This window comes from Nocardioides halotolerans DSM 19273 (genome assembly GCF_000422805.1).
Lineage (GTDB): Bacteria > Actinomycetota > Actinomycetes > Propionibacteriales > Nocardioidaceae > Nocardioides > Nocardioides halotolerans.
Map to the genome: position 1 here is coordinate 17,002 of NZ_AUGT01000025.1, position 24,767 is coordinate 41,768.

23 protein-coding genes are annotated in these 24,767 nt (G+C 68.8%); 7 read left to right on the forward strand and 16 right to left on the reverse strand.

Annotated elements, in window-relative coordinates:
* Positions 1–6: 6 nt before the first annotated feature.
* Positions 7–639, forward strand: coding sequence for a hypothetical protein (locus G514_RS0108085; RefSeq protein ID WP_028651340.1), 633 nt, complete (start codon positions 7–9; stop codon positions 637–639).
* 157 nt (positions 640–796) lie between these two features.
* Here G514_RS0108085 and G514_RS0108090 read toward each other — a convergent pair whose 3' ends face one another.
* The 5 genes from G514_RS0108090 to G514_RS25575 all read right to left on the reverse strand — a co-directional run bounded on the left by G514_RS0108090 (position 797) and on the right by G514_RS25575 (position 5,431).
* Positions 797–1,243, reverse strand: a complete 447-nt coding sequence (locus tag G514_RS0108090) for a hypothetical protein (protein WP_028651341.1) — start codon at positions 1,241–1,243, stop codon at positions 797–799.
* Between the two features lie 49 nt (positions 1,244–1,292).
* Positions 1,293–1,859, reverse strand: a complete 567-nt coding sequence (locus G514_RS0108095) for a hypothetical protein (RefSeq protein WP_028651342.1) — start codon at positions 1,857–1,859, stop codon at positions 1,293–1,295.
* Between the two features lie 85 nt (positions 1,860–1,944).
* A complete protein-coding gene (locus G514_RS0108100; protein WP_028651343.1) occupies positions 1,945–2,295 on the reverse strand; it encodes a TraR/DksA family transcriptional regulator in 351 nt (116 codons plus the stop codon).
* 7 nt (positions 2,296–2,302) lie between these two features.
* Complete coding sequence (locus G514_RS0108105; protein WP_342662569.1) at positions 2,303–3,262, reverse strand: PGN_0703 family putative restriction endonuclease; 960 nt, start codon at positions 3,260–3,262, stop codon at positions 2,303–2,305.
* 93 nt (positions 3,263–3,355) lie between these two features.
* Entirely contained in the window at positions 3,356–5,431 is a 2,076-nt protein-coding gene (locus tag G514_RS25575) for a glycoside hydrolase family 15 protein (RefSeq protein ID WP_051247102.1), read from the reverse strand.
* An 84-nt stretch (positions 5,432–5,515) separates the two neighbouring features.
* On the opposite strand from G514_RS25575, the gene G514_RS30190 reads away from it, so the two are divergent.
* The 4 genes from G514_RS30190 to G514_RS0108130 are packed head-to-tail and all read left to right on the forward strand — an operon-like array spanning position 5,516 to position 7,717.
* Entirely contained in the window at positions 5,516–5,821 is a 306-nt protein-coding gene (locus G514_RS30190; RefSeq protein ID WP_036564099.1) for a WXG100 family type VII secretion target, read from the forward strand.
* Entirely contained in the window at positions 5,818–6,120 is a 303-nt protein-coding gene (locus G514_RS29760; protein WP_051247104.1) for a WXG100 family type VII secretion target, read from the forward strand. The genes G514_RS30190 and G514_RS29760 overlap by 4 nt, the downstream gene beginning before the upstream one ends.
* Entirely contained in the window at positions 6,120–7,406 is a 1,287-nt protein-coding gene (locus tag G514_RS0108125; protein ID WP_028651345.1) for a WXG100-like domain-containing protein, read from the forward strand. The genes G514_RS29760 and G514_RS0108125 overlap by 1 nt, the downstream gene beginning before the upstream one ends.
* On the forward strand, positions 7,403–7,717 hold the full coding sequence (locus G514_RS0108130) for a hypothetical protein (RefSeq protein ID WP_028651346.1): 315 nt from the start codon (positions 7,403–7,405) through the stop codon (positions 7,715–7,717). The genes G514_RS0108125 and G514_RS0108130 overlap by 4 nt, the downstream gene beginning before the upstream one ends.
* On the opposite strand, the gene G514_RS25590 is transcribed toward G514_RS0108130, so the two are convergent.
* The 5 genes from G514_RS25590 to G514_RS0108160 all read right to left on the reverse strand — a co-directional run bounded on the left by G514_RS25590 (position 7,714) and on the right by G514_RS0108160 (position 12,995).
* A complete protein-coding gene (locus G514_RS25590; RefSeq protein WP_211222082.1) occupies positions 7,714–9,018 on the reverse strand; it encodes an HNH endonuclease in 1,305 nt (434 codons plus the stop codon). The genes G514_RS0108130 and G514_RS25590 overlap by 4 nt on opposite strands.
* Before the next feature lie 63 nt (positions 9,019–9,081).
* A complete protein-coding gene (locus G514_RS0108140) occupies positions 9,082–10,179 on the reverse strand; it encodes a hypothetical protein (RefSeq protein WP_028651347.1) in 1,098 nt (365 codons plus the stop codon).
* Positions 10,180–10,253: 74 nt separating this feature from the next.
* The gene (locus tag G514_RS0108145; protein WP_028651348.1) at positions 10,254–11,618 is read right to left on the reverse strand and encodes a hypothetical protein; all 1,365 of its coding nucleotides are present in this window, start codon (positions 11,616–11,618) and stop codon (positions 10,254–10,256) included.
* A 570-nt stretch (positions 11,619–12,188) separates the two neighbouring features.
* On the reverse strand, positions 12,189–12,647 hold the full coding sequence (locus G514_RS0108155; protein ID WP_028651350.1) for a hypothetical protein: 459 nt from the start codon (positions 12,645–12,647) through the stop codon (positions 12,189–12,191).
* A gap of 87 nt (positions 12,648–12,734) precedes the next feature.
* Positions 12,735–12,995, reverse strand: a complete 261-nt coding sequence (locus tag G514_RS0108160) for a hypothetical protein (RefSeq protein WP_157544657.1) — start codon at positions 12,993–12,995, stop codon at positions 12,735–12,737.
* Positions 12,996–13,576: 581 nt separating this feature from the next.
* Between G514_RS0108160 and G514_RS0108165 the strand changes: the two genes are divergently transcribed.
* Positions 13,577–13,984, forward strand: coding sequence for a hypothetical protein (locus G514_RS0108165; RefSeq protein ID WP_157544658.1), 408 nt, complete (start codon positions 13,577–13,579; stop codon positions 13,982–13,984).
* An 85-nt stretch (positions 13,985–14,069) separates the two neighbouring features.
* On the opposite strand, the gene G514_RS0108170 is transcribed toward G514_RS0108165, so the two are convergent.
* The 5 genes from G514_RS0108170 to G514_RS25600 all read right to left on the reverse strand — a co-directional run bounded on the left by G514_RS0108170 (position 14,070) and on the right by G514_RS25600 (position 21,381).
* A complete protein-coding gene (locus G514_RS0108170) occupies positions 14,070–14,804 on the reverse strand; it encodes a DUF6339 family protein (RefSeq protein WP_028651353.1) in 735 nt (244 codons plus the stop codon).
* Positions 14,801–15,517, reverse strand: a complete 717-nt coding sequence (locus tag G514_RS0108175; RefSeq protein ID WP_157544659.1) for a hypothetical protein — start codon at positions 15,515–15,517, stop codon at positions 14,801–14,803. The genes G514_RS0108170 and G514_RS0108175 overlap by 4 nt, the downstream gene beginning before the upstream one ends.
* Positions 15,518–15,656: 139 nt before the next feature.
* Positions 15,657–17,741, reverse strand: coding sequence for a hypothetical protein (locus G514_RS0108180; RefSeq protein ID WP_157544660.1), 2,085 nt, complete (start codon positions 17,739–17,741; stop codon positions 15,657–15,659).
* On the reverse strand, positions 17,738–18,721 hold the full coding sequence (locus G514_RS0108185; protein WP_028651356.1) for a PD-(D/E)XK motif protein: 984 nt from the start codon (positions 18,719–18,721) through the stop codon (positions 17,738–17,740). The genes G514_RS0108180 and G514_RS0108185 overlap by 4 nt, the downstream gene beginning before the upstream one ends.
* Entirely contained in the window at positions 18,718–21,381 is a 2,664-nt protein-coding gene (locus G514_RS25600) for a Z1 domain-containing protein (RefSeq protein WP_051247106.1), read from the reverse strand. The genes G514_RS0108185 and G514_RS25600 overlap by 4 nt, the downstream gene beginning before the upstream one ends.
* 189 nt (positions 21,382–21,570) lie before the next feature.
* On the opposite strand from G514_RS25600, the gene G514_RS25605 reads away from it, so the two are divergent.
* Complete coding sequence (locus G514_RS25605; RefSeq protein WP_036564134.1) at positions 21,571–23,463, forward strand: DNA cytosine methyltransferase; 1,893 nt, start codon at positions 21,571–21,573, stop codon at positions 23,461–23,463.
* 7 nt (positions 23,464–23,470) lie between these two features.
* Here the strand turns inward: G514_RS25605 and G514_RS0108200 are convergent, their stop codons facing one another.
* The gene (locus G514_RS0108200) at positions 23,471–24,757 is read right to left on the reverse strand and encodes an ATP-binding protein (protein WP_036564105.1); all 1,287 of its coding nucleotides are present in this window, start codon (positions 24,755–24,757) and stop codon (positions 23,471–23,473) included.
* Positions 24,758–24,767 lie beyond the last annotated feature (10 nt).

Sequence of the window (24,767 nt, forward strand, 5' to 3'; positions counted from 1 at the left end):
CGTGCCATGGCGCACTCGCGGATCCCCTTGGACGAGGCGGTCGAGCTGACCCGCACCGGGGACCTGTGGCTGTTCCGCGGTGGGTCGGTCGCCGACCACGCGATCCGCACGCTCACCAACGCGCCGGTCAACCACGTCGGCATGGCCGTCGTCCTCGACGACCTGCCGCCGCTGATGTGGCACGCCGAGCTCGGCAAGGGGCTCCTCGACGTCTGGGCCGGCAAGCACCAGCGCGGCGTGCAGCTCCACGACCTCGAGGCCGCCGTCACCCAGTGGATGGACCGCTACGGCCAGCGCGGCTGGCTGCGCCAGCTCTCGGTCGACGTCACACCGGCGATGGAGGACGCCCTCCTGACGACGGTCGCGCGGATGGACGGGCTGCCGTTCCCCTCGACGGTCGGCCTCCTCGGGCGCGTCGCCCGGGGACGCCTGCGCCGCCGCGCGCCCGCCGAGCTGGCCTACTGTGCCGAGGTCGTCGCCGAGGCCTACACCGCGATGGGGCTGCTCGACGGCTCGCGGCCCTCGAACTACTACGACCCCGGCAAGTTCTGGTCCGGCGACCACCTCGAGCTGCAGCTCGGCGCGACCCTCGGCGACGAGATCGAGGTCTACCAGCGCGGCAGGGGCCGGCTCTGGTGAGTGCACCCAGTCGAGCGGGTGCCAACGCTGCGGAGGTTTCGAGACAGGCGCTAGCGCGCCTTCCTCAACCAGCGGTGGGCACGCTGGTCGGTGGTTGAGGAGGTCGCGCAGCGACCGTCTCGAAACCTCGTACGCCGGGGCTGGGACGCAACCGACCTCAGTGGTCGGCGGCGCGACCGGCGTCGGTGAGCTCCCAGACGCCCGGCTTGCCGCCCGCCATCAGGCCCGCGTCGATCATCGCCTTGCGTTCCGCGCGGGCCGACTGGTGCCAGCGCACCTCGCCGGTCGGCGTGGGCTGACGGTCGCGCTCGAGGAGCTCGTCCTCCATCGCCATCTCGAGCTCGAGGAGCATGTCCTCGGTCTCCAGGCTGCCCTCAGCCCGCAGGATCCGCACGATGTGCGGGCGGAACGCCGACTGGCCGGTGACCCTGCTCGGCATCCGCGACGGGGCGGTCGTCGTCCGCACCGCCGAGGCGCGCTGCGTCGTCGACGTCCGGGCGCGGGGCGTCCGCGGTGACGGCGGCGGAGGTGGCGGGGGCTTGGGCATGCCGTGCACGCAGGTGCTCAGCGGCAGGTCGCAGAGATCGCAGTACTCCTCGGCCACCCACCCACACTACGGCGCACGCAAGGCGGTCACCGCGTCAGGTCACGGGTCAGGTCAGCGGAGCGGCGAGCACAGGCTTGGTGAACTTCTTGGTCGCCGGCGCCCAGTCGTCGGTGCTGTCGGGCATGTCGAACGTCGACGACTTCACCGCGACCGCGAACGCGGTCGGCGTCGGCTGGCCGAGGCGGCCCAGGAACAGCCGGATCTTGGAGGTCGAGCCGGCCATCGCGAGACGGGCGACGTCCTTGTTGGAGATGTCCTTGCCGTCCTTGGTGAACGACTTCGCCTTGCGCACGGTGAACTCCGAGAACGCGTCGCCGCTCACGTGGAGGTCGGGCACCTTGTCGCCGTCGAGGTCGAACCACACCTCGACCGCGTCGCCGGCCTTGACGCCGCGGGCGTGCTTGACGATCACGACGGCCGGACGGTTGGGCTTGGGCGCGCTGCGGAGCGTGACCTGGGTGATGTCGTAGGCCTTGTCCGGCTCGGTGGCGTCCTTGACGGTCCGCGTGGTGGGCGGGAGGGCCTGCGCCGGCGCGGCGGTCAGCACCGTGGAGAGGAGCGTGACGAGGGCGGTGCCGGCGGCGGCAGCGGCGGCGTACGGGCGAACGGTCATGGGGATCTCCGGGTGAGGGGCGTCGGTGGGGTCGGTGCGTCCGGTCAGGGTGCGGTCGGGGTGCGGTGCAGGCTAGTGGCAGAGTCTAGGCAGCGCAGGCAACACACGTCCGTGCCGTCGGGCGGGCCTCGAGGCGCGCGTCGGGGATCGCGGCCCCGCAGCGCTCGCAGATCCCGTAGGTGCCGTCCTCGACCCGCCGCTCGGCCGCCTCGATGTCGGCGAGGTGCTGCTGCAGCCGACGCGACAGCGTCTCGACCTGCGAGCGCTCGAAGGCGATCGTGGCGCCCTCGGGGTCGTGCTCGTCGTCGGCGTTGGAGTTCAGCGACGCCGCCACGAAGCCCTCGTGGTCCTGACGCAGGCGCTCGAGCCGCTGCGTCGTACGCCGGCGCTCGGCCTCGAGCCGCGCCGCCGCTTGGTCCCGAGAGGCGGTGGTCACGGCCCGCTCAGAGCTCCAGCGACTCGGAGTCCTCGTGGGGCAGCTCGGCGTAGATGTCCGGCGGCTGGAGGTAGCGCTCGGCGAACGCGTCGCCCCAGCCGTCCTGAGGCCCGAGCCCGTCGCGCACTCCCGAGACGAACGACTCGAGGCTCACGATGCGGCAGTGCTCCTGCGGCTCGCGCAGCGCGGCGCTCAGCCCGGCCAGCGCGCGGGTGGCGTCGGGGTCCTCGCCGAGGCACATCACGACGACCGACGCCGAGCTCACGCCCATCACCCCGTGGCGCGCGCATGCGGCGGCGAGCAGGCTCGTGCGCCACAGCTGGTTGGTCGCCGGGCCGAGCAGCGGCCGGGCGGTGCCCGGGTGGAACCAGCCGCTGTACTCGTGCACCTGGCGGTAGCCGTCGCTGTTGTAGATCGTGCGGTTGAACTGCTCGGTGTACTTCACGTCGATGCCGACCAGGTGCCGGCTGCCGTCGTCGCGGACGGTGATCACGGCGGCATCGAACGCCGACCGGTCGCCGAGCAGGTCGACCGCCGGCCGCCACACGCACTCCATGACCTCGACGGCGAGAGCGTGCGGGTCGAGGAAGGCGCGCACGACGTCGAGGCCGCGGTCGGGCGCCGCGCGCAGCTCGCCGAAGATCGAGAACGCCATCGGCATGCTCGAGAGCATGTTGCGCGCCAGCCGGGCCTTGTCGATGCTGCCGCCCGAGGCCTGCACGATCTCGGCGCGGTCCAGCGCGTAGTGCGCCGCGTCGGTCGACAGGAAGTTGAGCCCGGGTCTCTCGACCACGTCGTGCAGCGCCAGCAGGCTGCCGAGCGGGCGGTTGCCGCCGTTGACGCGGTACTCGCCGTACTCGGCGATGAGCACCTGTTCGCGGTACCAGGACTGGAGCAAGCGATAGCGCGCCGTGCGGCGAGAGTCGCTCGCCACCGACAGGCGCGGATCACTCCACGAGAGCTGCATCAGTCGGTTCCCCCCACTCTGATGGCCGACTACCCCATGCCTACCGTGTCTGGGGCCCTCACAAACAGCCGGTCTGGACCGACTTGCGCCTCGTCAGCCCAGATACCGGTCCGCGACGACCTGCTGGAGGTCGACCGGGCGGCCGTTCTGGATGGTCCACGCGAGCCGGACCAGCACGGCGTGCGACCACAGCAGCGGCGTGGCCGACCGGGTGCCCTCGCCCGCCGGGCAGCACGGGTCGCCGGTCGGCGGCCGGCCGTCCCAGACCTGCTCGGCGATCATGTCCGAGCCGCTCGCGGCCGCGGCCACGCTGGCGAGGTAGGCCGCCCCGCTCTGGCCGGCCGCAACGGCGTACTCCCCGCGCTCGCCCGCCAGCAGCGGCCAGGCGCGGCCGAGGGTCCGGCGCTCGCCGTCCTCGCTGATGTCCCACTGGGCGCCGGTGCGCGTCTCGCCGTACCCGTCGAAGGAGAAGCGGTGCCAGAAGGTGCCGTTGGGCGTCGACGACGCGAGGTCCTGGTCGACGACGGCCAGGCTGTTGAGGACGACCGGGTCGCTGGGCGCCAGGATCCCGAAGCGCACCAGGTCGAGGAAGCTCGGATCGACCACGCGGCGCTGGTCGGCCCGCGCGGGCCCGCCGTCGCCGATGGCGTACTTCGTCCCCTTGTCGGGCTTGCCGTCCTTGGTCACCCGCAGGAAGTACGGCGCGTCGCTGAGCGGGCCGTTGGTCGTCACGGTCCAGCGCTTGACCTTGCGGGCCCAGCGGTCCGCGGTCCTCTCCCACTGCTTCGCGAGGAACTTGTCGCCGTGCTGCCGCGCGATCGCGGCGCCGGTGACCAGCCCGTCGATCTGGGCGGCGATGGTCGCCGGCGAGTAGCCCGACTGGTTCTCCCAGCGCTCCTGGGGCGAGTACGGCGCCTTCTTGTGCGACTCGTCGTCACGGAACCCCATCAGGAAGCGCACGGCCTTCTTGATGCCCTGGTAGGTGCGCTTGTCGGTCTTGCCGACGAGGTGGGCCAGCGCGATCGGCAGCGTCACCTGGTCGAGCTGCAGCTCGGCCCACTCCTCGTGGCCGTCGACGTCGGAGTTCTGCGGGAACGAGCCGTCCTTCTTCTGCTGGGTCTCGAACAGCCAGCGCACCGCGCGGCGGGCCGCGGCCGTGTCGCCCATGGCGTAGAGCGCGGTGCCGATCTGGTAGAGGTCACGCGACCAGACCTCGTGGTAGGACGCCGACGGGTAGCTCAGGTCCTTCACCTCGTCGCCCCAGACCCACGGCATCGACGGGCTGGCGACGAACGCGCCCGGGTTGCGCTTGTCCTCGCCCGCGGCGAGCACGAGCGCCGAGGCGAGGTACTGCCGCTCGATCGCGGCGGCGCTGGCCGGCACCGGCTTGAGGGTCGCGAGGTAGTCGTGCCAGCCGGCGTCGTACGCCGCGGCGATGGTGCTCCAGGGCTGGGTCAGCGCCGTGCGGGCGGTCTTCGACGAGCTGCGCGGCGTACGCCCGAAGCCGAGGCTGATCGTGGCGGTCGTCGCGCCGATGTCTGCGGCCTGGCGGCCGGCGCTGCGGAGGGCCGGGCTGCTCACCAGCGTGCTGGCGACGCGGGCCTTGCGGTCGACCGCCGTGAGCGCGTGCTTGCTGCTGCGGAGGCGGTCGCCGGCGGCGCCGTTGCCGAGCGCCGGCTCGTAGCGCACGCCGAGCGTGTGCTGGCCGCCGTCGAGCGACTCGACGCTCGCCTGAATGACGACCGCGCTGCGCGCCGGGTCGGTGACGACCTCCTGGGTGACGCGGTAGCGGCCGTCCTTGTCGGTGCTGACCTGGGTGAAGCGCAGGCTGCGCTCGTCGGGCCGGGTGACGACGCTGGTCATGTCGCGGCCCTGCCGGTCCGTCGAGCCGCCGTCGGTCACGGTGAGCTCGAGGGTGCGGAGGCTGGGCGTCGACAGGTCGGGGTAGAACACCTCGCTGACCCGGCCGCCCTGCAGCGTGAACCACGCCTTGCTCTGCCGGGTGTAGGAGGTCCCGAAGCCCGCCTTGTCGGCCTCGGTGAATCCAGCTCTGCGGTGGGGCTTCTCGGCCGCTGGCGCGGCGTCGGTCGGTCCGCCGCTCTGCACGGCGGCCAGGACTGCTGCGGTCAGCCCGAGGCTGAGAGTGGCGATCGTCGTACGTCGGAGCATGTGGAACGGGTACCCATCGACGCCTTCATCCACAGATTGCTCGAGGCCCGTTCGACGGGCCCGTGCGCGGGCAGCGTGAGGGTCATGACGATCGAGTTCACGACCCCCGAGTTCCACGCCTCCGTCGCGGAGGTGCGGCGTGCCGCGGCCTCGCTGTCCGCGACGCGCGACCGCGCCGCCGGCGAGGCGGCCGTCCTGCTCGACGGCTGGCACGGCGCCGCCGGGGCGGCGTATGCCGAGGCGTGGTCGGACTGGCTGAGATCCTCGGCGGCCGTCGAGTCGGCGCTGTCGGGGCTGGCCGACTCGATGACGCTCTTCCAGACCGACATGAGGGTCGCCGACGACCGCTCCGCGTCGTCGCTCTCGGCCCTCGCGGGGAGGCTGTCGTGAGCAGGTTCTCCTACGCCGTCGACCTCGAGCTCGCGCGCGAGGTGGTGGCCTCGCTCAACGCCGTCGAGGCCGAGCTCGACGAGGTGGTCGTCGATCTCCGCTGGCGGGTCGCCCGGCTGCACGAGATGTGGGCGGGCTCCGCCGCTGCCGCGCACCTCGCCGCGCACGGCTCGTGGGAGGCGTCGTACCGCGAGATGCACACGGCGCTCGTCGCGATGCGCCGGGCGCTCCACGCGGCGGCGGACAACTACGGCGCCGCGGTGACCGCCAACACCACGATGTGGAACGGAGTCCGCTGATGCTCGTCGACTCGGTGCCGCTCGTCGACGCCTCGTCGTCGTTCGAGCACGGCAACCAGAGCGCGGCGCTGGTCCACGACACGCTCCGCTCGCGGCTGTCGGCGTGCGGCGCGATGGCCGGCGACGCCTCGGTGGCCGAGGTGTTCGCGGCGGCCTACGACGAGGCCGCGGCCGCCTGCCTCGACGCCCTCGGCGACCTGGTCGACGCGTTCAGCGCCTGCGGCCGGCTGACCGCGGCCACCCTCGCCAACCACGGCGACGCCGAGAACCGCTCGCTCATCTCCGGCCGCACCGTCTTCGACGCCACGCCGTGCGTCGCCGGCTATGTCGCTGTGCTGCCCTGCTCGCTGCCCTCCTCGCTCGGTGGCGATCCCTCGGGCCTGCCGTCGTGGGCGGCGTGGATCCTCGACCAGGTCGAGGGGTTCGTCTGGCCCGATGCCGACACCGACGCGCTGCGCGCCGCCGCCGCCGCGTGGCGCAACGCCTCGCTCCAGGTGTCCGACCTGTCGGCCTACTGCACGACGGCCATCCGCTCCTTCTCCCTGCTCCGCTCCGCCGAGGTGCCGGTCGCCGTCGAGGTGACGTCGGCGCTCGCCGACCGCTGCCGCGCGATCGGCGACCAGTGCGCGGTGCTCGCCCGCACCTGCGACGCGTACGCCGACCACGTCGACGAGCAGCGCGCCATGATCCTCGACCTCGTCCACGACCTGCTCCGCGACGCCGTGATCATCGAAGGCATCGGCATCGTGCTCGGCGTCGTCACCGGCGGCGCGACGGCCGCCGGAGCGACCGCCCTGAACGCCGCTCGCATCGCCGGCGCTGCTCCTCGCCTCCTGCGCATCATCTCGACGCTGCGGACGCTCGCCTCCACGTGCGCGGCTCCGCTGCGGCTGGCCGCCACGGCTGCGCGCGACGTACGTGCGGAGCTGGCGGTGTTCCGCCGCGCCCGCGTGACGGTTGCCTCGGCCTTCGACGCGGAGCGGATCGCCCGGGTCGAGCGTCTTCGCGGACTGCTGAACAGCCCGCACTTGCTCGATCCTCGGGATTTGCGCGGCCTCAGCCCGAAGCGGCTACGACAGCTCTTGGAGGACTGGCCGGTCAGGCCATCGAGCGAGGGCGAGGGCATCGTCTACCTCGACCCCACGCGCCGCGACCGTCAGATCCGGGTCATGGACGGCTACCTGCACGGCAACCGACCCGATCCGCTGACCCATGGCCCGTACGCCGTGATCTCCCAGAACGGCGGCAAGACCAAGATCCCGCTGGAAGGAAACCCGCTCCTGTGACCACGCCCTTCCAGCAGCTCATCTGGGATCTCGAGGAGAGCCTCGAGTCCGAGGGCTACCTGCCCCTCTACTCGTTCTCCTGGTGGGTCCGCGGTCAGAAGCGAGGCCTGACGGAGCAGGACATCGCGGCCCTGTGTGGCGAGGCCTACGAAGAGATCACGCAGCTCCACCGCCTCCACCTGGAGTGGTTTGACTGGCCCGCGCTGGACCTGAGCAGCGGACGCCCAGCCGCTCCGGACACGCCACTCGACTTCGACATCAACACCACGGGCGAGGTCAGCACGCCGTTCTTGGCGCTCGTGCCGGACTAGGCCGTCATCACGAAGTCGACGCGCAGCCCTCGCTCGGCGACGGTCAGCGGCGGCGCCGTGCTGAGGTAACGGTGACCCGTCGGGGTCACGGTCTCGACGGTGTGGCGAGGTCCGGGGCGCGGTCGGGCGCTCCAGCCGAGCGCCTGCTTGGCGTAGTTGCAGTGCTCGCACACACCCTGGCCGTTGGCGGCGCTGGTCAGTCCGCCGTCAGCGTGGTCAAGAGCGTGGTCGAGATGGCGCACCGGGCTGTCGCACCAGCGCGTCCGGCAGCCGCGGTCACGCAGGCGCAGGTAGTCGGCCAGCCGACCCTCGAACCGGCGGGCCGAGGAGTCCATCGCCACCAGCGCACCGGTGGCCGGCGCGACGTAGAGGCGCCGCACCCACTGGTCGACGCCGTCCTCGGCGTTGGTCGCGATCCACTCGCGCAGCAGGTCTCCGGGCACGGGGCCGTAGTGCTCGATCCAGCCGAAGTTGTGGTCGTCACCCAGCAGCACGGAGTCGGGCACCACCACGTTGATCATCAGCGGCAGGGACCGCTCGCCCTCCCGCGGATCGAGCATCCGCCGCACCAGGGTGTCGGCCATGATCTGGCCGCGCGACCGCTCGTCACCGGCGGCCCGCCGCTGGTCGGCCTCGCGGCCGAGCACCGCCCAGACCGCGACGCCGTCCTTCGCCGGCAGCAGCGCCGAGAGCTGGCTCATCACGTCGGGCGCCGGCCGCAAGCCGACGTGTCGATCGGCCTCGGCCCGCCGGCGTCGCTCGACGAACGACACCGGGTCGAGCTCGTAGACGGCCTCCCTGGCCCGGCTCACGAGCTCGCCGTCGCCCATGGCTTCGAGGACGTCGGCGTCACCGGCCATCCGCCGGTCGACCTCGCCCCGGTCGGCCTTCGACAGGCACGCCGTCTCGCGGGCCAGCAACATCACTCGCCACTCGGTGATCCGCCCGGCTCGGAACGCGTCACGGGTGCAGGGCAGCTCCTCGAGCACCAGGGCGAGGCCGAGGTGCTGCCGGCCGCGGTGCGGCGACTCGCGCCTCGCCAGCGCGACCTGCGAGGCGACCGCGCGCCCGCGGCGCTCGACTGGGACTCCTGCCCGAGCCTCGCGCTCGCGCTGCGACCGGTCGAAGGCAGCGGTCAGCATTGCCTGCGCGGCCTCGGCGGCGCACTTCAGCTCCTCGAGGGCGCGCATCAGGTCGATGCGTTCGACATCGTCGCGACCCTCGCCGATCCGGGACACCACCGCCGTGCCGCGGTGGATGTCGTCCACTGTCGGCGCCGAGTCGATCCCGAGTTCGAACATGTGTTCGATTCTACGCTCGCCCGTCGACACCCACCAGTGCCTGCGCGGCATCTGTGGATGACGCTACGCGGCCAGCGGCAGGTCGCCCTCGGCCACGAGTCGACATACGGTGCCGGCCGGTTCGGACAGGTGTGCGGACAGCCGGGCGAGCAAGGCTCGCCCTTCCGCGTCCGTGGAGGCGACCAGGTGCCGAACGACGGCGGGCTCGACCAACGCGGCAGCGAGGCAGGCCCAGGTGTCGAGGTGCGGGAAGTCGGGTGGCTCGAACTCGTCGAGCAAGAAGGCGCCCAGACCGATCGCAGCCTGCGCCAGCTCCGCCGGTGAGAAGGAACGTAGCGTCGACGCGTCGGGCTGGTCGCAGACGACGTTCTGCCAGATCCGTGGGGGCAGCTCGACCAGCAGGCCGTCGTGCTCCGTGGGACGGATGAGCGGAACGACCTCACGGTAGAGATCCCAGTCCCCGAGGGCAGCGAGCCAGCTGTCCGGGTCCTCGGCCACCCGGTGTGCGACATCGTGCGTCACCGGCAGTGGGGCGGACTCGAAGATCTGCTCCCCCTCGGTCGTCACCGCGCGGCCCACCACGGCGTCGCCGGGCCACAGCATCGGTGCGCAGCCGGCGTTCGGCGTACGCAGCAGGGCGCCGTCTCGCAGGCGCTGCCAGGTGACCGAGACGGAGTGCCGCTCGACGAGACAGTAGGCGTCGACAGGCGCCCGAGCCCACGTCTCCATGTCGTCCGCGCCGGCCAGCAGGTCGGGGCTCGCGCGACGCCGACAGAAACGGTCGAGCTTGCCCAGGTCGTAAAGAAGGAGCTGCCGGTAGATCCAGTCGTGGTCCATCACGCGCGCCCGCCTGTCGGCCGCGTCACGCCCCGGCAGGCATTGCACTCCCCCGCGAACGTCGATCGCCATCTGCATCGCCGACCGGGCGATCCCGCGGTTGTCCGCGTCGAGCCACTGCGCGGCCTGAGCGACGATCCAGCGCGAGTGGGCCCAGCGCGGGAGAACGGGCCCCAGGTCCGCGAACTGTGCGAGGTACTGCATCCGCCACGGGCGCCAGATCGGTCGCCCGTGGTCGTCCTTTCCCGCGGCTCTCATCTGGGCGAGGGCGCCCGCGGCGTCGCCGCGCCGCTCTGCCTCGTCGGCCGAGAACAGCGTCGACATCCACGGTGGCAGCTCGCGACGGCCGCTCTTCGGTCGACGGTTGGGAGGCTTGCGCCTGCGTGACTTCGGCATGCTCACCGGCCTCCCGCGCTGATGACCGACGGCAGGTCCGGGACGAGGTCGAGGAACGGCGTCGTCAACGTCGCGACATCGTCGGGCGAGAGCCGCTCGCGATGGCAGGCTGCCGACGTCATCACGGTCGCCCACTCGCGCAGCTCGTGGATCGGGCCGGGCCAGATGGCACCGGGCAGCTGGTCGAGTCCGCCTCGCCAGGGGCACCCGGCTGCAGCGACGAGCGCCCAGCCCTCCGCGGCGTTGGCGAGCTCGGTGTAGCGCGTCAGGTCGTCGTCGCAGTGCCGCTCGGCCAGCTCGAGGAGGCTGCCGGGGCCCAGGGGCCGGAGTACGGCGTAGAGCCTCTCGAGGACCGGCCGCGGCGCCCGCCACTGCGGACCGGGCAGGTCACCCACGGGGGCGAACCCGGTCAGCCAGGCGCCGCGCCCGTGCAGGAGCTGCTCGTCGCTCAGGCGGTCGGCCACCACCTCGGTGGCGAGGATGGTCCAGAGCAGCTCGGTGAGGTTGCCACGCAGGCCGCGCCGGACCTCCTCGTCAGTCGCCTCGCCCGGCTCGAACCCGATGGCCGCGGTGATCTCCAGCTGGACCTGAGGCCAGTCGTCGTGCGCCATCATCGCCTCGACGACGTCGGCGGCGAGCCGCTGCGTCTTGGCGATCTCCTCCACCCGCCCGGCGTCGCGGGCCAGGGCGCTGGCGGCCGCGACCGGCCAGGTGATGCCGCCGCCGAGGTGCATGGTCACCGCCGCGCAGCTGAGGTTGCTCAGCACGATCGAGTCGGCGGAGCGCAGCTGCGCGATGCGGCCGTGGACCATCGGGGTCAAAGGTCCGAGGTCGCCGCCCGGCACGAACTCGGCCGCGAGTCCGTTGGTCTCCGCCGCCGACCCGGGCAGCCCGGCGAGCAGCTCGGCGTACTCCTGGGTCGCGCGCTCGAGCGCCGCCTCGTCGAGCGGTCGCGGCCGGCCGACCGGACGCCGGTGGAGCGACCACCGCACGGGCTGCACCAGCGCGCCCGGGGCGATCCCGAGCGCCTCCAGCTCGTCGCGGTCGCCGGGCGGGTCGAGCCGGAACCGGCCGGTGACCAGGCCCTCGTCGAAGGTGTCCTCCCACGTGTCGCCCACGTCGAGCTGGCCGTCGATGAGCCGCCAGGCGAGCTCGTTGAGGATCCGGGCACAGTCCTGGGGGCTGAACTTCCAGTCGGCGCCCGGGTCGTCGCCGAGCGACGGGCGAGCCCAGATGTGCAGCTCCGGCAGACCGCGCTCGTCGAGGCCCACCGTGTAGGCGAAGTCGTGGCCCTCGCCGTCGGGGTCGAAGACGGCGGTGACCTGCCAGTCGGGGTGGCGCTGACCTGTCTTTCCGAGAGTCCTCATGACGCCGCCTCAGGCTCGCGCACGTCGCGACGCGAGGTCGATGACGTTGGCCGCCCCCGGTGGGTCAGGCGTGTGGGTCGCTGTCGTCCTCCGTCGCACCTCACGGGGCTCGACAGACCGCGGCCACAGGTCCTTCTCGCTCACTCGGCCGGCGCTCACGTGGACGCAGAACAGCTCCTTCGTGTCCCGCCGGCAGCCGACCACGACCCCGTCCGTCCGGTGCCCTCCGGGCTTGAGGTGCCACTTGATGAGGTAGCGCAGCCACTTGGCCGGGTCGCCGTACTTGCTGTCTCCGGACAAGGTCAGGCAGCGACCGTCATCGGACACCTGCCACCCACTCGGACGCGCCGCTCGGCTCGCGCGTTCGCCGACCTTGCGAAGCGCCGTCACGCACTCGATCTGGTCAGGGTTGAGAGGCGGCTCGATGCCGATGTGACCGATGAAATCTGTGCTGGTTGCCATGCCGACGACCCTGCCCCGGATCGCGCATGGACGTCGGACGGCCTCCACAGGTCTGTGGAGAACGAACCGAACAGCCGCGCCTGTGCGCGACTCGCGGCGGCGTGCGCGTCAGGCGCGGTGCTTGCCGCCGCCGTCGGACATCGAGCGGCCCATCGCCGTCGCGGCCGCGGCGACCTCGTCGCGCGTGAGGCGGTCGCGCTTGAAGACCAGGGTGTCGGCGAGGTTGACGATGCCGCACACGGTGACGCCGCGGCTCCACGAGTCCTCGGCCTGGTCACCGGTCAGGCACAGCAGCGGGTGCACCTCGTCGCGGCGTACGCCGGCCGCGTCGGCGACCTGGTGCGCGGTCTCCAGCAGCCTCATCAGCTCCTTGGCGCGCGCCCGCTCCTTGTCGTGGCGGCGGCCGCAGGCGATGACGAAGACACCGGGCGGACCGACGACCACGAAGTCCGCGCGCGGACTTCTCAGCTCGCGCCGCGTGTCGATGACCTGCCAGTCGTCGCACGGCAGGTCCGCCAGGGCACGCTCGATCACCACGTCGACCTCTGCGGGTGCGAGCTGAGCCATGTTTTCCCTCCTGGATGGTGCTGTCCCCGACGTTACGGGCGATGCCCGGGGGCTCGCAGGAGAACGCTGGAACGTGATCAGTTCGTCCTAGACGTCGGCCGACCTCGTGGCTCCGAAGGTGATCGAGGTGGACCCCGAAGCGGGCGAATCCGCGTCCTTGTGGAACGAGCGGTAGGCCAGCCAGCCGTCGACCGCGAGCACAACCAGGATGACCGGCATCAGCACGTCGGCCACCAGCTCGAGACCGCGCTCGACGAGCCCCGGTTCCTCGTCGTGCTCGGCCCTCGCCACCTGCGCGCGGAACCGGGACTCCTGCCGCCGGCCCTCCGAGATGTGTGATGTCGACACTCGCCACCCGCCCTTCGGCGGCACCGTGAGAGCGGATAACAGCCATGTCCCGACATCACCGGATTCTGGATACCAGTCAGCGGTGGGTCACGTCGTCGTCCGGCCTACCCGTGGGGCGGGCAGCTTCGCAAGCCGGTCTATCAACCGCCTGGTCACCGGCGAGTGCGGCATCGATTCCCCTGCGGCCGCGGCGCTGATCGTCCGCCGCAGTTGCTCGGGCCGGGTGTCCGCAAGCAGGAACCCGCTCACGCCCGACCGCAGCGCTCCAGCATTAGCTCGTCCTCGTCGACCGGTGATCAGCAGCACGACCCGGTGGCACGCCTTTCCAGGATCGAGGCGAGGCCAGTTCGTCGGGGTGCGGTATCCGGGCGTCCAGGTCTCAGGGCCAGACCCGCGGCTCGGATCTGCGGGTCGGATCTGAGCACGCGAAGTGGAGACCTGCCCTTGGTCCAATTCGCGTTCGGCGGCAGCTGAGGCGAACTCCACCGCGAAACGCTGTGAGCTGACAAGCTGACTGAGTGCCCGTGGCCTCCGTGCTTCTCTCGCCCGCCGTGACTGGTCCCTCCGCTGCTCTGCAGGAGGTGATCGACTCGGTGATCCTGGAGACAGGGGCGTTGGCGAAGGCGGTCACGCCCGACGGCGGCGTCAAGGTCATCAAGTTGCGCGACGTGCTCAGAGCCATCGCGACGAAGCACGGACTGGTGCACCCGTCTGGCGACACATTCGCGGCGGGCGAACTCGCCTGGGAGAATCGCGAGAAGGCTTTGGCCGTCGCGATCCAGGCGGGTCGCGCGGCGAACAACAACGGCGGCTTGGTCTCGGTCTTAGCCGCAGCCGCGCGCCCCGATGTCGACTGGTTGATCCTCGTGCTCCCAGAGCGGTACAAGCGTGGCTCGACCTATGGGGACGTCCTCAAGCAGGTCGGCGCCCTGTCAGGTGCTGACGGCATCGACCTCGATCTCGTGGGCGTCACGCTGATTGGGTTCTGATCCAGCCGCTTCATGACGAGATAGGGCATCCCGCACAGCGACTTGCCTACGCGACGAGGCCACCCGGCGCGGCTCCCCGCCGTGCTCATTCGACCGTGGCATGCGCAGGAGACGGATCGAGGGATGCGACAAACGAGTCGATCTCGTCGTGGTCAAACGCATCCAAGAGGCGCAACCCGCTCTGAAACGTGGCGATCTTGTACAGGTCACGGGCCCACTGGGACCGCTTCGTGCCGGTGTACGCCATGACACGCGATGCAAGCGCCCGTGCCAACGCGCGATTGCGTACGAGTTGCGTGCGCTCGAGGAGGCCGACGAGCTCGTCCTCTCCGAGACCGCCGGCGCTCGGCTCAGGAAGGTCACCGAGCAATTCAAAACGCTGCCAAGTGCGGCGGAGCGCGTTCCGCGGCGTTCCGACGAAGCGATCGACGTGGAAGTCCGGGAAGCGAATAGCTGCCACGTCCGGAAACACGACCAGTGTGAGGAAGCTCCACGTGCCCTCATGTGCCGCGTCCGCTGGGACGATCTCAAGTGCGTGGTGAAGGACACGGCCCAGCCTCGCGTCGAGCTCGGTCCGCTGCAGATTGGTCAGGTGCGCCTCATCAAGCCACTCCGCGACCTCGCCTATCACGGTCTCGCGGGCCTGTTTGATCTCGTCAGGGGTCGCGATCCGGCCGGTTGCCACCGGGACCTTGCGCTCATGGTCGAACTGCACCCTTTCAGTGAGGGCCGCGACGCCACCAGAGGCGTACGCCGTCTGCAACGTCGCATGAAGGGCGCCGGCGTCACCGCGGGTCAGGCGGGGATAGCAGAGGTTCACGCGCTCACCCCTGCATGAAGGATCCGGTCGAACTTGAGCGGGATCCGCTCGTACATTTGCACCGCCTCCGACAAGGAGCGGTTCAGGAAAAGCTTCGACATCGAGTCCACGACCTCTGCGATCGAGTCCGGCGGGAACTCTCCGTCATCGCCGAGACCGTGGGTGCTCACGACAGCGATGAGGGAACGAAGGACCTCGAGTTTGAGCCGGTTCCCCAGATGCGAGTCGACCGGCTGGGTCAGAACGGCGCGACCGAGTTCGTGGTCCTCGTTGACCAGCAAGCGGACCGATCCCATGAAGGAATCACTCAGACCATCGAAGACGGCACTGACCGTCCAAGGCGCGTCCTCGTACCGCAACGTCGAGAACGACACTGCTTCCGTCGGGAAGCGAGAGGCATCGCCTTCCAAGAGGACCGTGCGAGCGGGGCCGAAGGCCAGACGTGAGCCGCGACGAGATGCTGCCCGTGGCGCGGCTTCGACATCCTCTGCGAGCAGCAGGAACGACGAGACGACAATCTTCTGCGCGACGCTCCCGGCCGGCAAGGAGATCCTCAACTCGACCTGCTGGTGCTGGTCGCGCGTCAGCCGGTGCTTGACCACGAAGCGGCGCAGCATCGACGGGCAGTCCACCACGGCGACCAGCTCGAAGAGGCCGACGGAGTCGTGTCCGGTCGCGTCGAGGATGTCTTGACCGCTGATCTCGACGATCAACCCGACCGTGTCTGTGGCCGCATAGTCCCAACCAGGAAGGAGATCGGGAAGCGGTTCCCGCACGCCGTCCCGTTCGAGCCACCACCCGCCCCAAGAGATGCCAAGCTCGCCGACGGTTCGGTACGGGAGGAAGCGGACCCTACTCATCACTGTCCTCGCTCAGGATCCGTGTCGCGACGTCCACGGCGATGGCGTCGCTGGACTCGAACCAGTAGTTCCGCACACCACCGGGTGGGATCAGAGCGGTTGGCGTCCCTTCCTGCTCCTCCCAGCCTCCGTCGCGCAAGTACGACGGGTCGATCTGCCGCTCGGTCCCGCCGTCGGTGCCGATCCCGATCTCGATCCGTACCCGTGAGCCGGTCGGCGGACCGCCGACGAGCCGAACGGGAACCGTTGTGCGGGTCCAGCCCGGCGTCGACGAGTCGGTCCACTGCGGAGCGCCGAGCTGAGCGGACGCCTTGGAACTGCGGGTGCCGCCGGGCCGGCTCGCACTTCCGGCACGGGAGGGTGCGGATCCAGAGGAACCAGCCATCAAGCCCGCGAGCATGTCGCCTACGCCGGCGGCGGAGGATGTCGAACTCGCAGTCCGAGTGGACGCATACGGTTCGACGAACCTGTCGGCAGCCTCCTGGATGCGCTGCATCGCAAGCTTGACCTGACTCCGCTGAATCTTGTCCTGCAGCGATGCCGGCGACCAATCGTCGTGCGCAGGTGGCTCGGAACGCGCGAAGGTCGGATCAAGGGCGCCGACGGGTTTGAAGACCCCGGCCCACTGAAAGCCCGGCTCCGCGAGCGGAGCTCGCTCGATCTTGCGAACAACAAGTTCAGCGCCGTGGCGCATCAGGGTCACAGCGTGGCTGTTCGGCAGGCCAGAGGCGGCGCCGCTCGCAATCGGATACTTCGTCAGCGCGATATGGCCTAAGACCTCGCTGTATCTCTTCACCTCGGTGACATCGACTGCGAACAGGGAGTGCGGTCGCGGGGCACCTGACTGCACCGCACGTACCGCGTTCAGACACGAGACCGGCCCCGAGAGGATCGGGTGGGTCGACGGATCCGGGATGGGGTGGTCAACGCCATCCACCTCGACCCGGATCTCCATCGGATACATACCCGATTCGTCGGGCAGAAGCTTCGGCCAGAGGTTCCACAGCACCGCCTCGGTCAAGACAGCGGCGTCGTCCTCGGGGCCAGGCGCTCCGAGATCAGGAGCAAGGATCAGGATGCTGGTGCCAAGCTCATCGGCCCCGAAGGTCTTCGCGAAGAGCCGATCCCCCAGTTCACGCGCCGCGGGGCCGACGATCGGTTCAGGGCGCCCGTCGACGGTCCGGCCCCACCAGTGTCGGCCGGTGTACCGGAATTCGTCCAGTTCGAAGACATCGCCGATCGCCGAGGCGATCAGGCGGTCCTCGGGGCCGCGATCCGTTGCGCATCGCGACCAGACGATGATCGCGCCGACCTCGCTCACCATGTAGGCGATCGACTTGCCGAACCCGTACGTACCTCCGGATGTCAGATCGCTCTTGGTGGCCCCGATGTTGAAGATGAGATCTATGAAATGAGTTACCGATTCCGGAGGGATCGCACGGTCATTCCGCACCGGGCCACCGAGGCCGACGGTGCCTCGGTCGGAGATCTCCACGGCATTGACGCCGTCCGTCGACAGCACCTCGCGGATCCGGGTCCCGCTCGCCGCGCCGGTGAAGACCGAATCCAGCAGGAGATCGGTGATCTCGGACGTCAACTGACGAAGATTGAGTGTGAACTCGACGGGGCGGTCACCGATGCGAGCATCCCAGCTGTTCTGAGCGGTCTCCCGCACGAGGAGCTCTTCCATCGAGACGTTCGGTGTGCCGAGGAGCTTCTTCGCTCCCGCGCCTTGGATCGCTCCGGGCTCGAATCTCTGAGGGAACCAATTGAGAGGACCGCGTGAGGCGCGCGCACCGATGAGGTCGGTCGCCCGAGTCACGGCGGCCCGCGGGCGTGTGTCCCTTGAACGCGCTGACTCGCGTGTTTCGCCGGCCGCGGCTCGGACTGCGAGGTCGAAGTTCTCCGTTCGTTCCAATTCCTCCTTCGCGCGTTCCCAGGCGCCACCCTCAGGGTCGATGTCGGCTGCTCGCAGATACGCCGCAAGCACCGAGTTCGCGCTCACCTCTCCGGGACGGTGATGGCGCTGCACAGGGGCCAGCGCTGCGATGAGCTGCTGCGCGCTCAGCTCGGTCAATGCGCCCATCCTCGTACCACGTCGGCGACCTGGTCGTCCATCAATGCCGTCGGAAGTACGCCGATCAGGAGGTCGTAGGAGACCGCGTCCACCCCGAACAAGCGGGCGACGTCGATATCGCTTGCCCGCAGTCCTGGGAAGTCGTCGCCGACGGTCCACCAGCGGATCTCTCGCAGCGCGTACTGCGCAGGCACGGAAAGTTCCATCCCCCGGAAGTAACCCATATCGGCGAGTCGTGTCTCGAGCGCGTCCATCGGTACGCCTGCCTCGACGAGTCGGTCGATCCTGGCGTCGATATCGGGTGCGTCGGTTGCACTCGACAGGTGGGGGACCGCCAGGTGGAGGTTTGTCGAGAGGCTCGGGTCGAGCTGATCGAGATTGGAGATGCGGACCGTGTTGGCGTTGACCGCTGCTGTGCTCTTCACCTCGACATCCCACCCGTTGCGGCTGAAGTCATGCACCGCTCCCGACGGGCCGGTCCACCCGAGGACCGCCTTGACCGGATCTACCGATCCGAGCATGGCCATGACCTCAAGTTCGCCGATGAGCCCGATGACTTCGTCGCGCGACAACCCTTCGAGGGAGCGGCGCAGGAGGGCTCGCCAATCGTCCAGGGTCGAGATGACAGCGTTAAGTCCCGCACCTGGCTCGCGCCCGAGTCGGCTCAACGCATCCTCGACCAGCCTGTCGAACGGGCCGACTAGGCGGCGGATCGTGCAACTCAGGTCTGCGTACCGAACCTCGATGTCGTTGAATACGAGGTCGCGATGACCCAGATCGATCCCCCGACTGACACGGTCCTTCGGAGTCTCCCCATTGGGCACGGGGACGAGGAGGTGCCGGAGACCGTCGTCGTCCACCCCAAGTAGGACCGGTCCGAGCGGCGTGGATACGCCTGACCTCCGCGTCAATACCTGTTCCCCATGGCGGCGGCTGTCCCCGAGGAGGAGGGCGAACTGCTCGGAGATCGATGCGCTCATTCCGCCGCCTCGAGTTCGGGCATGGCATCACCTTCCATATCAGTCGGGATCTCCTCGCTCGACGGATCCAGTTCCGGCTGCCAGTCAGGTGTGACGCCGTAGTAGGTCCCTTCGGCATGCGGGTCCGCGCCGGCGGCGGGGAAGATGATTCCGAGTCCTACAAGATGTTCGGCCATCCCCATCTCGGTGCGCGCTCTACGTGAACCCTCGTTCTGCGGCAGGGAGTCCTTGCTGACCACGTAGATGATGATCTGACCCGCACCCGCGGCGTGTTTCCGGCGGACGTCTCGCGGCTGTCGCCGCTCGTCGGCGCTTAGCGAGCTGACTATCACTGGGTCGAGGTCGGCGAACCAATCGTCGTGGTTCAAGAGGGACTTGATGTTCACGGTTCCCGGGCCCGAATCCTTGAGCGGTGCACGGTTGACGGCCGTGACGTGTCCGAATCCCAGGTCGAGGCCGCCGAGGTCGACCAGGTCGCCACCCGCGTCGCGCGCAGGCCGCGATGAGCTGATGACGGTGACGTTCCACGTGCTCGTGGGCGCCGCCTCGCGGATCCACCCGGTCATGAAGTCGGAACGCATCGACGCTTGGTCGGGGTGGAACCGGTACTGCTTGAGCAGGTCGCAGACGATCTCCGCGGACACTCCGCTGAAGCGCCAACGCGGCGGAGAATCGGACCGGACCAGTTCGGAGGTCGACATGCATCGCGAGAGGAAGTCGCGTGCCGCCTGGATGTTGTTAAGAGCGACGTCCTGATTGCGGTCGAAGATGAATGTCTGCATCCGCTCACCGGCGTAGGTGACCCGCACCAGTCTGGCCGCTCCCATCTTGTTCCGCGCCACGATCGCAAGGCGTCCTGGGTGCTCGCGCACTCGGACTCCGACCTCACTTGGAGTCAGCCGTTGCAGCTCCATGTCGGCGATCTCCCCGCGGATCTCTGCTTCCACCAGCGCCAAGAACCGATATTCGTCGGCCAGCGAGGATTGAAGCCAGATCCGAGGCAGGTCTTCGTAGCCGGGGCGATAGCCGAACCACCGACCCATCTGGAGCAACGTGTCATAAGTGTTCGACGTCCGTGTGAAGTACGAGACGACAAGACCTTCAAGAGTCAGACCGCGGGAGAGCGTACCGCCGCCGATCGCGATGACCACTTCACGGACCGGGTTCCCGGAGGCATCCTTCCTGTCGTAGTCGAGACGGTCGGTCGACATACCGTTGTCGACGATCACACGTGCGTCTACGAGAATGGCGCCGACATGCTTGGCGACCTCGTCCCAGGCCGGCATGGGTTCGGTCGCGCAGGCGGCCGCGCGATCCTTCTCCGATGCGAAGGCCGCCGACAGAGCGGAACGGGCGCCGCTCTGCCAAGTTCGCTTCATTTCGTCACGCAGAGCCGCCACCTTCCTCTGCATCGCGAAGTGCGGAGCCGAGTAGTGAGTGGTGTGGATCAGCATCGAACTGTGATCGTCCTGTCCCCGGGCCCGACGGATGGCCGACGACAGGATGAACCACTCAAGCGCGTCTCTCAACGACTTGGGCACAGGCGGGACGAAGGACTCGCGAGCCTCGGTGCCGCTGGGCGGCCGGAGAGCTGTCGCTTCGGCGTCGGTGATCTCGCGGATCATGTCGAGCCCGGGATCCGGCTCGTCTTCATCGGACAGTGGTTCCCGCCCGAACAGGCGCTCGGCTCCGAAGTACTCGATGGGTCGGGGAAGGTTGATGATGAAGTTGGACGGATACAGGTCCGAACCGTCGGTCTCCATGAAGATATTGGCGAACGGCGTGGCGGTGTACCCGACATAGGTCCCGCTCTGGACCAATGCCCAGATCTCTTTGAGAAGCCCATTGATCGCCGACCGCTCGGCGCGGCCAGTGGCGCTGTTCGGCGTCGCTTGATCGGCCTCGTCGTCAAGCAGAAGGACGGGCGTCCGGCGAAGGATGTCAACCGGCGTCTCTTTGAGCCAGTCGCGAAGATTCGCGAGACGCGACGCGTTCTTCTTGATGACGATGATGACGGGCTTGTCGGACCCGAGGAGCGCCGCGCCGCGGTGGGTGTGGCTGTTGACGAAGTCCGCATCGGCCGTCGTCAACGCGACACATGCCCCTGACGCGAAGTCGAGGTCCTTCGCGATGCGAACCTGTGTCTGCTCGCGCAGGTTGTTATGGATTCCCGAGAGAACGATCAGTAGGCCGACGCCTCGGTCCGCAGCCTTAGCCATGACGGCGGTGAAGTTCGCCGTCTTGCCGGACTGGACGTATCCGATGACAAGCCCGAGCTTCTTCAGCCCGTGGACGTTCGGGTTGGCCAGCTGCGCGACGACCTTGGTCGACGCCCGATCGATGTCCGGCACAGCGGCCGCCATTCGGCCGCTCAGCAGCCGATCCTTGAGGGCGTCCCAATGCCGGTCGCCCGGCTCGGGGCCGGAGTACCACCGAGCCATCTGGACATTCGCGACGAGGGACCGGTCCACGACGCCTGTCGGCGAATCGAGGAGGTCGTTCTCGGCTTGGTCGCGCCGGATCCCGTCCGCGGCAGCATCGAGCGCTGCCGAATCGACGATGCCACCAAGCGAGTCGAGCACCTCGTCAAGGCTCAGCCGAAGACGACCGATCTGATCGATGATGATCTGCCGTGTGCGCGCTATGACCTGTTCGTCCATTCCTCCACCTCCGTCGCGACGCTACTTGAGCTAGGCCACTTCCCGGGGGAGAAACGGCTCAGGTGGGGCACGATCCCAACGCATCCGGCACCGCGAACTTCGCGGCGTGTCTCGGGCGACCGGCTGGTCTGAGTTACGGGCGCTGGGGGTGCCCGTCGATAGAATCAACGGGTGCCGGCCCCCGAATCGATGAGATTGCGGCTCGACCGTGGACAGGCTCTTCGACTGCCGCGCCACCCGGACCACTGCGAGGACGTTCACGGTGTCGTTGAGCTCGCTAGGAGACTTCGAGCAGCGGCCCCCCAACCCCTGATCGCGGCCGATCTCTTCTCCGGGGCCGGAGGCATGAGTCTCGGCCTGGAAGCCGCCGGGATGAGGGTCGTCTTCGGTGCCGACTTCGACCCCGATGCGCTCGAGACGCACGCGCACCACTTCGGCGGGATGTCGGTCGACTGGGACCTCGGTGACCCTGATCGCGTTGCCGAGGTGGGCAGCATCCTGCGGGCCGTCAACATCGACGTGTTGGCCGGCGGCCCTCCATGCCAGCCGTTCTCGAAGGCGGGCCGGTCCCGCATGCGTTATCTGGTTCAGCACGGCCTGCGGGAGCCCCACGACAAGCGCCGCGACCTCTGGGAGTCCTACCTGGAGATCGTCCGGGTCGCCAAGCCGCGTGCAGTCATCATGGAGAACGTCCCCGACATGGCGCTTGACCGTGAGATGTTCATCCTTCGGTCGATCGTGCGCAGGCTCGAGGACTGGGGTTATTCCGTTCAGGAGCGGGTGGTGGACACCTATCGGTACGGCGTTCCGCAGTTCCGACAGCGGTTGATCCTCGTTGCGCTGGCCGGCGGGCTTGAGTTCGCGTGGCCGCAGGAGTCCAACAAGAAGGTCACTCTGGGCAATGCGATCCGCGACCTTCCTCCGGTCGGCGCGAAGGAGGGCTGGCTCTCTGACGAGACCCGCCAGGTGTGGCGTAGGTACGACGGACCGCAGACTGAGTTCCAGCGGGAGATGCGGGCGTCCGTGCCGGCCGCACACACTGATCGGATCTACGATCATGTGACCCGCCGTGTTCGTGATGACGATGCGGCGGCCTTCGAGTTCCTCGACACCAAGACCAAGTACTCCGAGCTTCCAGACGAACTCAAGCGCTACCGCGATGACATCTTCGACGACAAGTACAAGCGGCTCGACGCCGATGACCTCTCGCGGACGATCACCGCGCACATCGCGAAGGACGGGTATTGGTACATCCATCCCGAGCAGAACCGGACGCTGACGATCCGAGAAGCAGCCCGGATCCAGACGTTCCCGGACCATTTCAGGTTCGCTGGGCCGCCCACGGCGGCCTTCCGCCAGATCGGCAACGCGGTTCCGCCCAAGCTCGCCCGTGCGATCGGCACCGCCGTTTCCGAAGTACTCTCCAAGCGCACCGCGTCCGTCGGCCTTCGAACGGAGGCGACCCGCTCCGCCCTCGCAGAGTGGGGAAGGACCGCGGAGCAGGTCAGACCATGGTTGCGGTCCCATTCGCGTTGGCTCGTCGTCCTCGGTGACACGCTTCTAGGGGATGAGTCGCCCACGACTGTTGCGGCGCTCTGGCCGTTGGTACGGAAGTGGCCGACCCCGGAACTATTCGTTCAGGACGAGGCCCGTGTCGCCGAGGTCGTGTCATGGATCGGCAAGGAGGCCGCTGCCGCTGCACTGACGGAGTTGGCGAAGACGATCGCCTCGGAGGGTTGGTCGCTCGACGATGACCACTCGGCGAACCTGGTCGCCCGTGGACTGCTCAGACGCGCTGCTTCCGAGCTCGCGATGCTCGCCGATCCCGAAGGGGAGGAGCCGGTCATCGCGAACACTGCTGCGCTCCGCGTCGCAGGTCGGTTCTTCCAAGGCACCGAGCGGTGGCTGAAGAACCGGAACTCCGACGGTCGGATTGCGGTCGCTCGCCTGATCGGCTTCGACGAGGAGAGCCGTCAGGCCCAGATCGCGCTCATCGAGCTGGGTGCGCGAATTTGCACGCCCAAGGCGCCCGACTGCGGCGTCTGCCCTCTGGCCAGATGGTGCCAGTATCGTCAGCGCTGACCGAGAGTCAGAGCTCAAGCTGTCGCGCTAGTTCCGGCAGTCGCTGCCGCAGCTTGCTAAGCGCACCTCGGAACTCCTCAAGCGACCTGTCCTCCATGATCGCGGCCTTCAGTGCGATCCCGACGTCGCGCAAGGCCGTCTCCGAGGCCTTAGACGCCTTGGTGGTCACGTCGGAACGGCCGCCGGAGTTGGCCGATCGGCGGTAGGCGTCGTCAGCGAGTACGCACAGCTCTTGGACCGGACGCTCGAGCATCTGCCGCAAAGCCGGTGGAAGCTCTACGCTCATCTTTGCCACGTTGATCTGGAACGACTCGTCCAGATCGGTGTCGAAGTCGATGGCGGCACGGGCAAGTTTCATGTGCTCGTCGATGCCGCGCAGGCCTGACCATCCACCGTGCTGCACGAGCCGATCGGCGCGATAGATGTAGAGACCCTGTTGCCGGTTCCATTTGAGCGGTCCCGACAGCCGTTCGAACTCCTCCAACGAGGTGAACCGGTCCCGGGCCGGCAGCACCACGCCTCGGAACCGAACCTCGGACGAGCCTCGTTCTGTCTCGATCTCGTAGTGGTGTTCGTCGAGAACCTTGCGCTCGGGCTCGTTTGGAGCGAACGGGTCCCAGGCCCGGAGCTTCTCGTCGTCGACGCAGATGATGACCTCTTCACGTCCAGCGACGTCTCCGCCGATGAACCGATGGAACACCATGGCCAGGTGCTGCGACGTCTTGGACGCCAGTGAGCGAAGACGGCGACGGCCCCACCCGCTCTCGGCATACCGCTCGGGGAGCACGCGGTCAAGGTCTTCCCAGACCACGACGGTGCCTGGGGACTCGCGTAACAGATCCTTCGCGCGTTCGATGGCGGTGGAGGTCTCCCCCACGGTGATGTCCCACCGGTCACTGCGTGCCACCCGGTTCAGATCCAGGGTCATGACTTGGAAGCTGGCGCGCTTCGGCGCGGTACGGGTGACGACCGTCAGCCGCCTACATTGGGAGAAGGAGCCGGTCTTCAGGCCAAGGCCGAATCGACCCAATTCGTTCTTTCCGTACGCTCTTCTCGTTCCGAACCGAAGAGCTTCGATCAGCTCGCGTGCTCTCATGCCGTCGCCGTCATCACTGATCAGGACGTATGAACCGTTCGGTTCGAAGTGCGTGTAGATGTTGATGCGCGCCGCGTTCGCAGTGATGGCGTTATCAACAAGGTCGGCGATAGCGGTCGGGAAGTCGTACCCGATGTCACGAAGGGACCCGGTGAGACGCGCCGCGGACGGTGCTACCTCGTACGTCTTGGTGTCCACTATCGAGTCA

Excerpts from the sequence above, each read along its gene's own strand:
- G514_RS0108085 (WP_028651340.1), top strand. The coding sequence starts at position 7 with ATGGCGCACTCGCGGATCCCCTTGGACGAGGCGGTCGAGCTGACCCGC.
- G514_RS0108095 (WP_028651342.1), bottom strand. The coding sequence starts at position 1,859 with ATGACCGTTCGCCCGTACGCCGCCGCTGCCGCCGCCGGCACCGCCCTC.
- G514_RS0108105 (WP_342662569.1), bottom strand. The coding sequence starts at position 3,262 with ATGCAGCTCTCGTGGAGTGATCCGCGCCTGTCGGTGGCGAGCGACTCT.
- G514_RS25575 (WP_051247102.1), bottom strand. The coding sequence starts at position 5,431 with ATGCTCCGACGTACGACGATCGCCACTCTCAGCCTCGGGCTGACCGCA.
- G514_RS30190 (WP_036564099.1), top strand. The coding sequence starts at position 5,516 with ATGACGATCGAGTTCACGACCCCCGAGTTCCACGCCTCCGTCGCGGAG.
- G514_RS0108125 (WP_028651345.1), top strand. The coding sequence starts at position 6,120 with ATGCTCGTCGACTCGGTGCCGCTCGTCGACGCCTCGTCGTCGTTCGAG.
- G514_RS25590 (WP_211222082.1), bottom strand. The coding sequence starts at position 9,018 with ATGTTCGAACTCGGGATCGACTCGGCGCCGACAGTGGACGACATCCAC.
- G514_RS0108140 (WP_028651347.1), bottom strand. The coding sequence starts at position 10,179 with ATGTCGACGCTGTTCTCGGCCGACGAGGCAGAGCGGCGCGGCGACGCC.
- G514_RS0108145 (WP_028651348.1), bottom strand. The coding sequence starts at position 11,618 with ATGAGGACTCTCGGAAAGACAGGTCAGCGCCACCCCGACTGGCAGGTC.
- G514_RS0108155 (WP_028651350.1), bottom strand. The coding sequence starts at position 12,647 with ATGGCTCAGCTCGCACCCGCAGAGGTCGACGTGGTGATCGAGCGTGCC.
- G514_RS0108185 (WP_028651356.1), bottom strand. The coding sequence starts at position 18,721 with ATGAGCGCATCGATCTCCGAGCAGTTCGCCCTCCTCCTCGGGGACAGC.
- G514_RS25600 (WP_051247106.1), bottom strand. The coding sequence starts at position 21,381 with ATGGACGAACAGGTCATAGCGCGCACACGGCAGATCATCATCGATCAG.
- G514_RS25605 (WP_036564134.1), top strand. The coding sequence starts at position 21,571 with ATGAGATTGCGGCTCGACCGTGGACAGGCTCTTCGACTGCCGCGCCAC.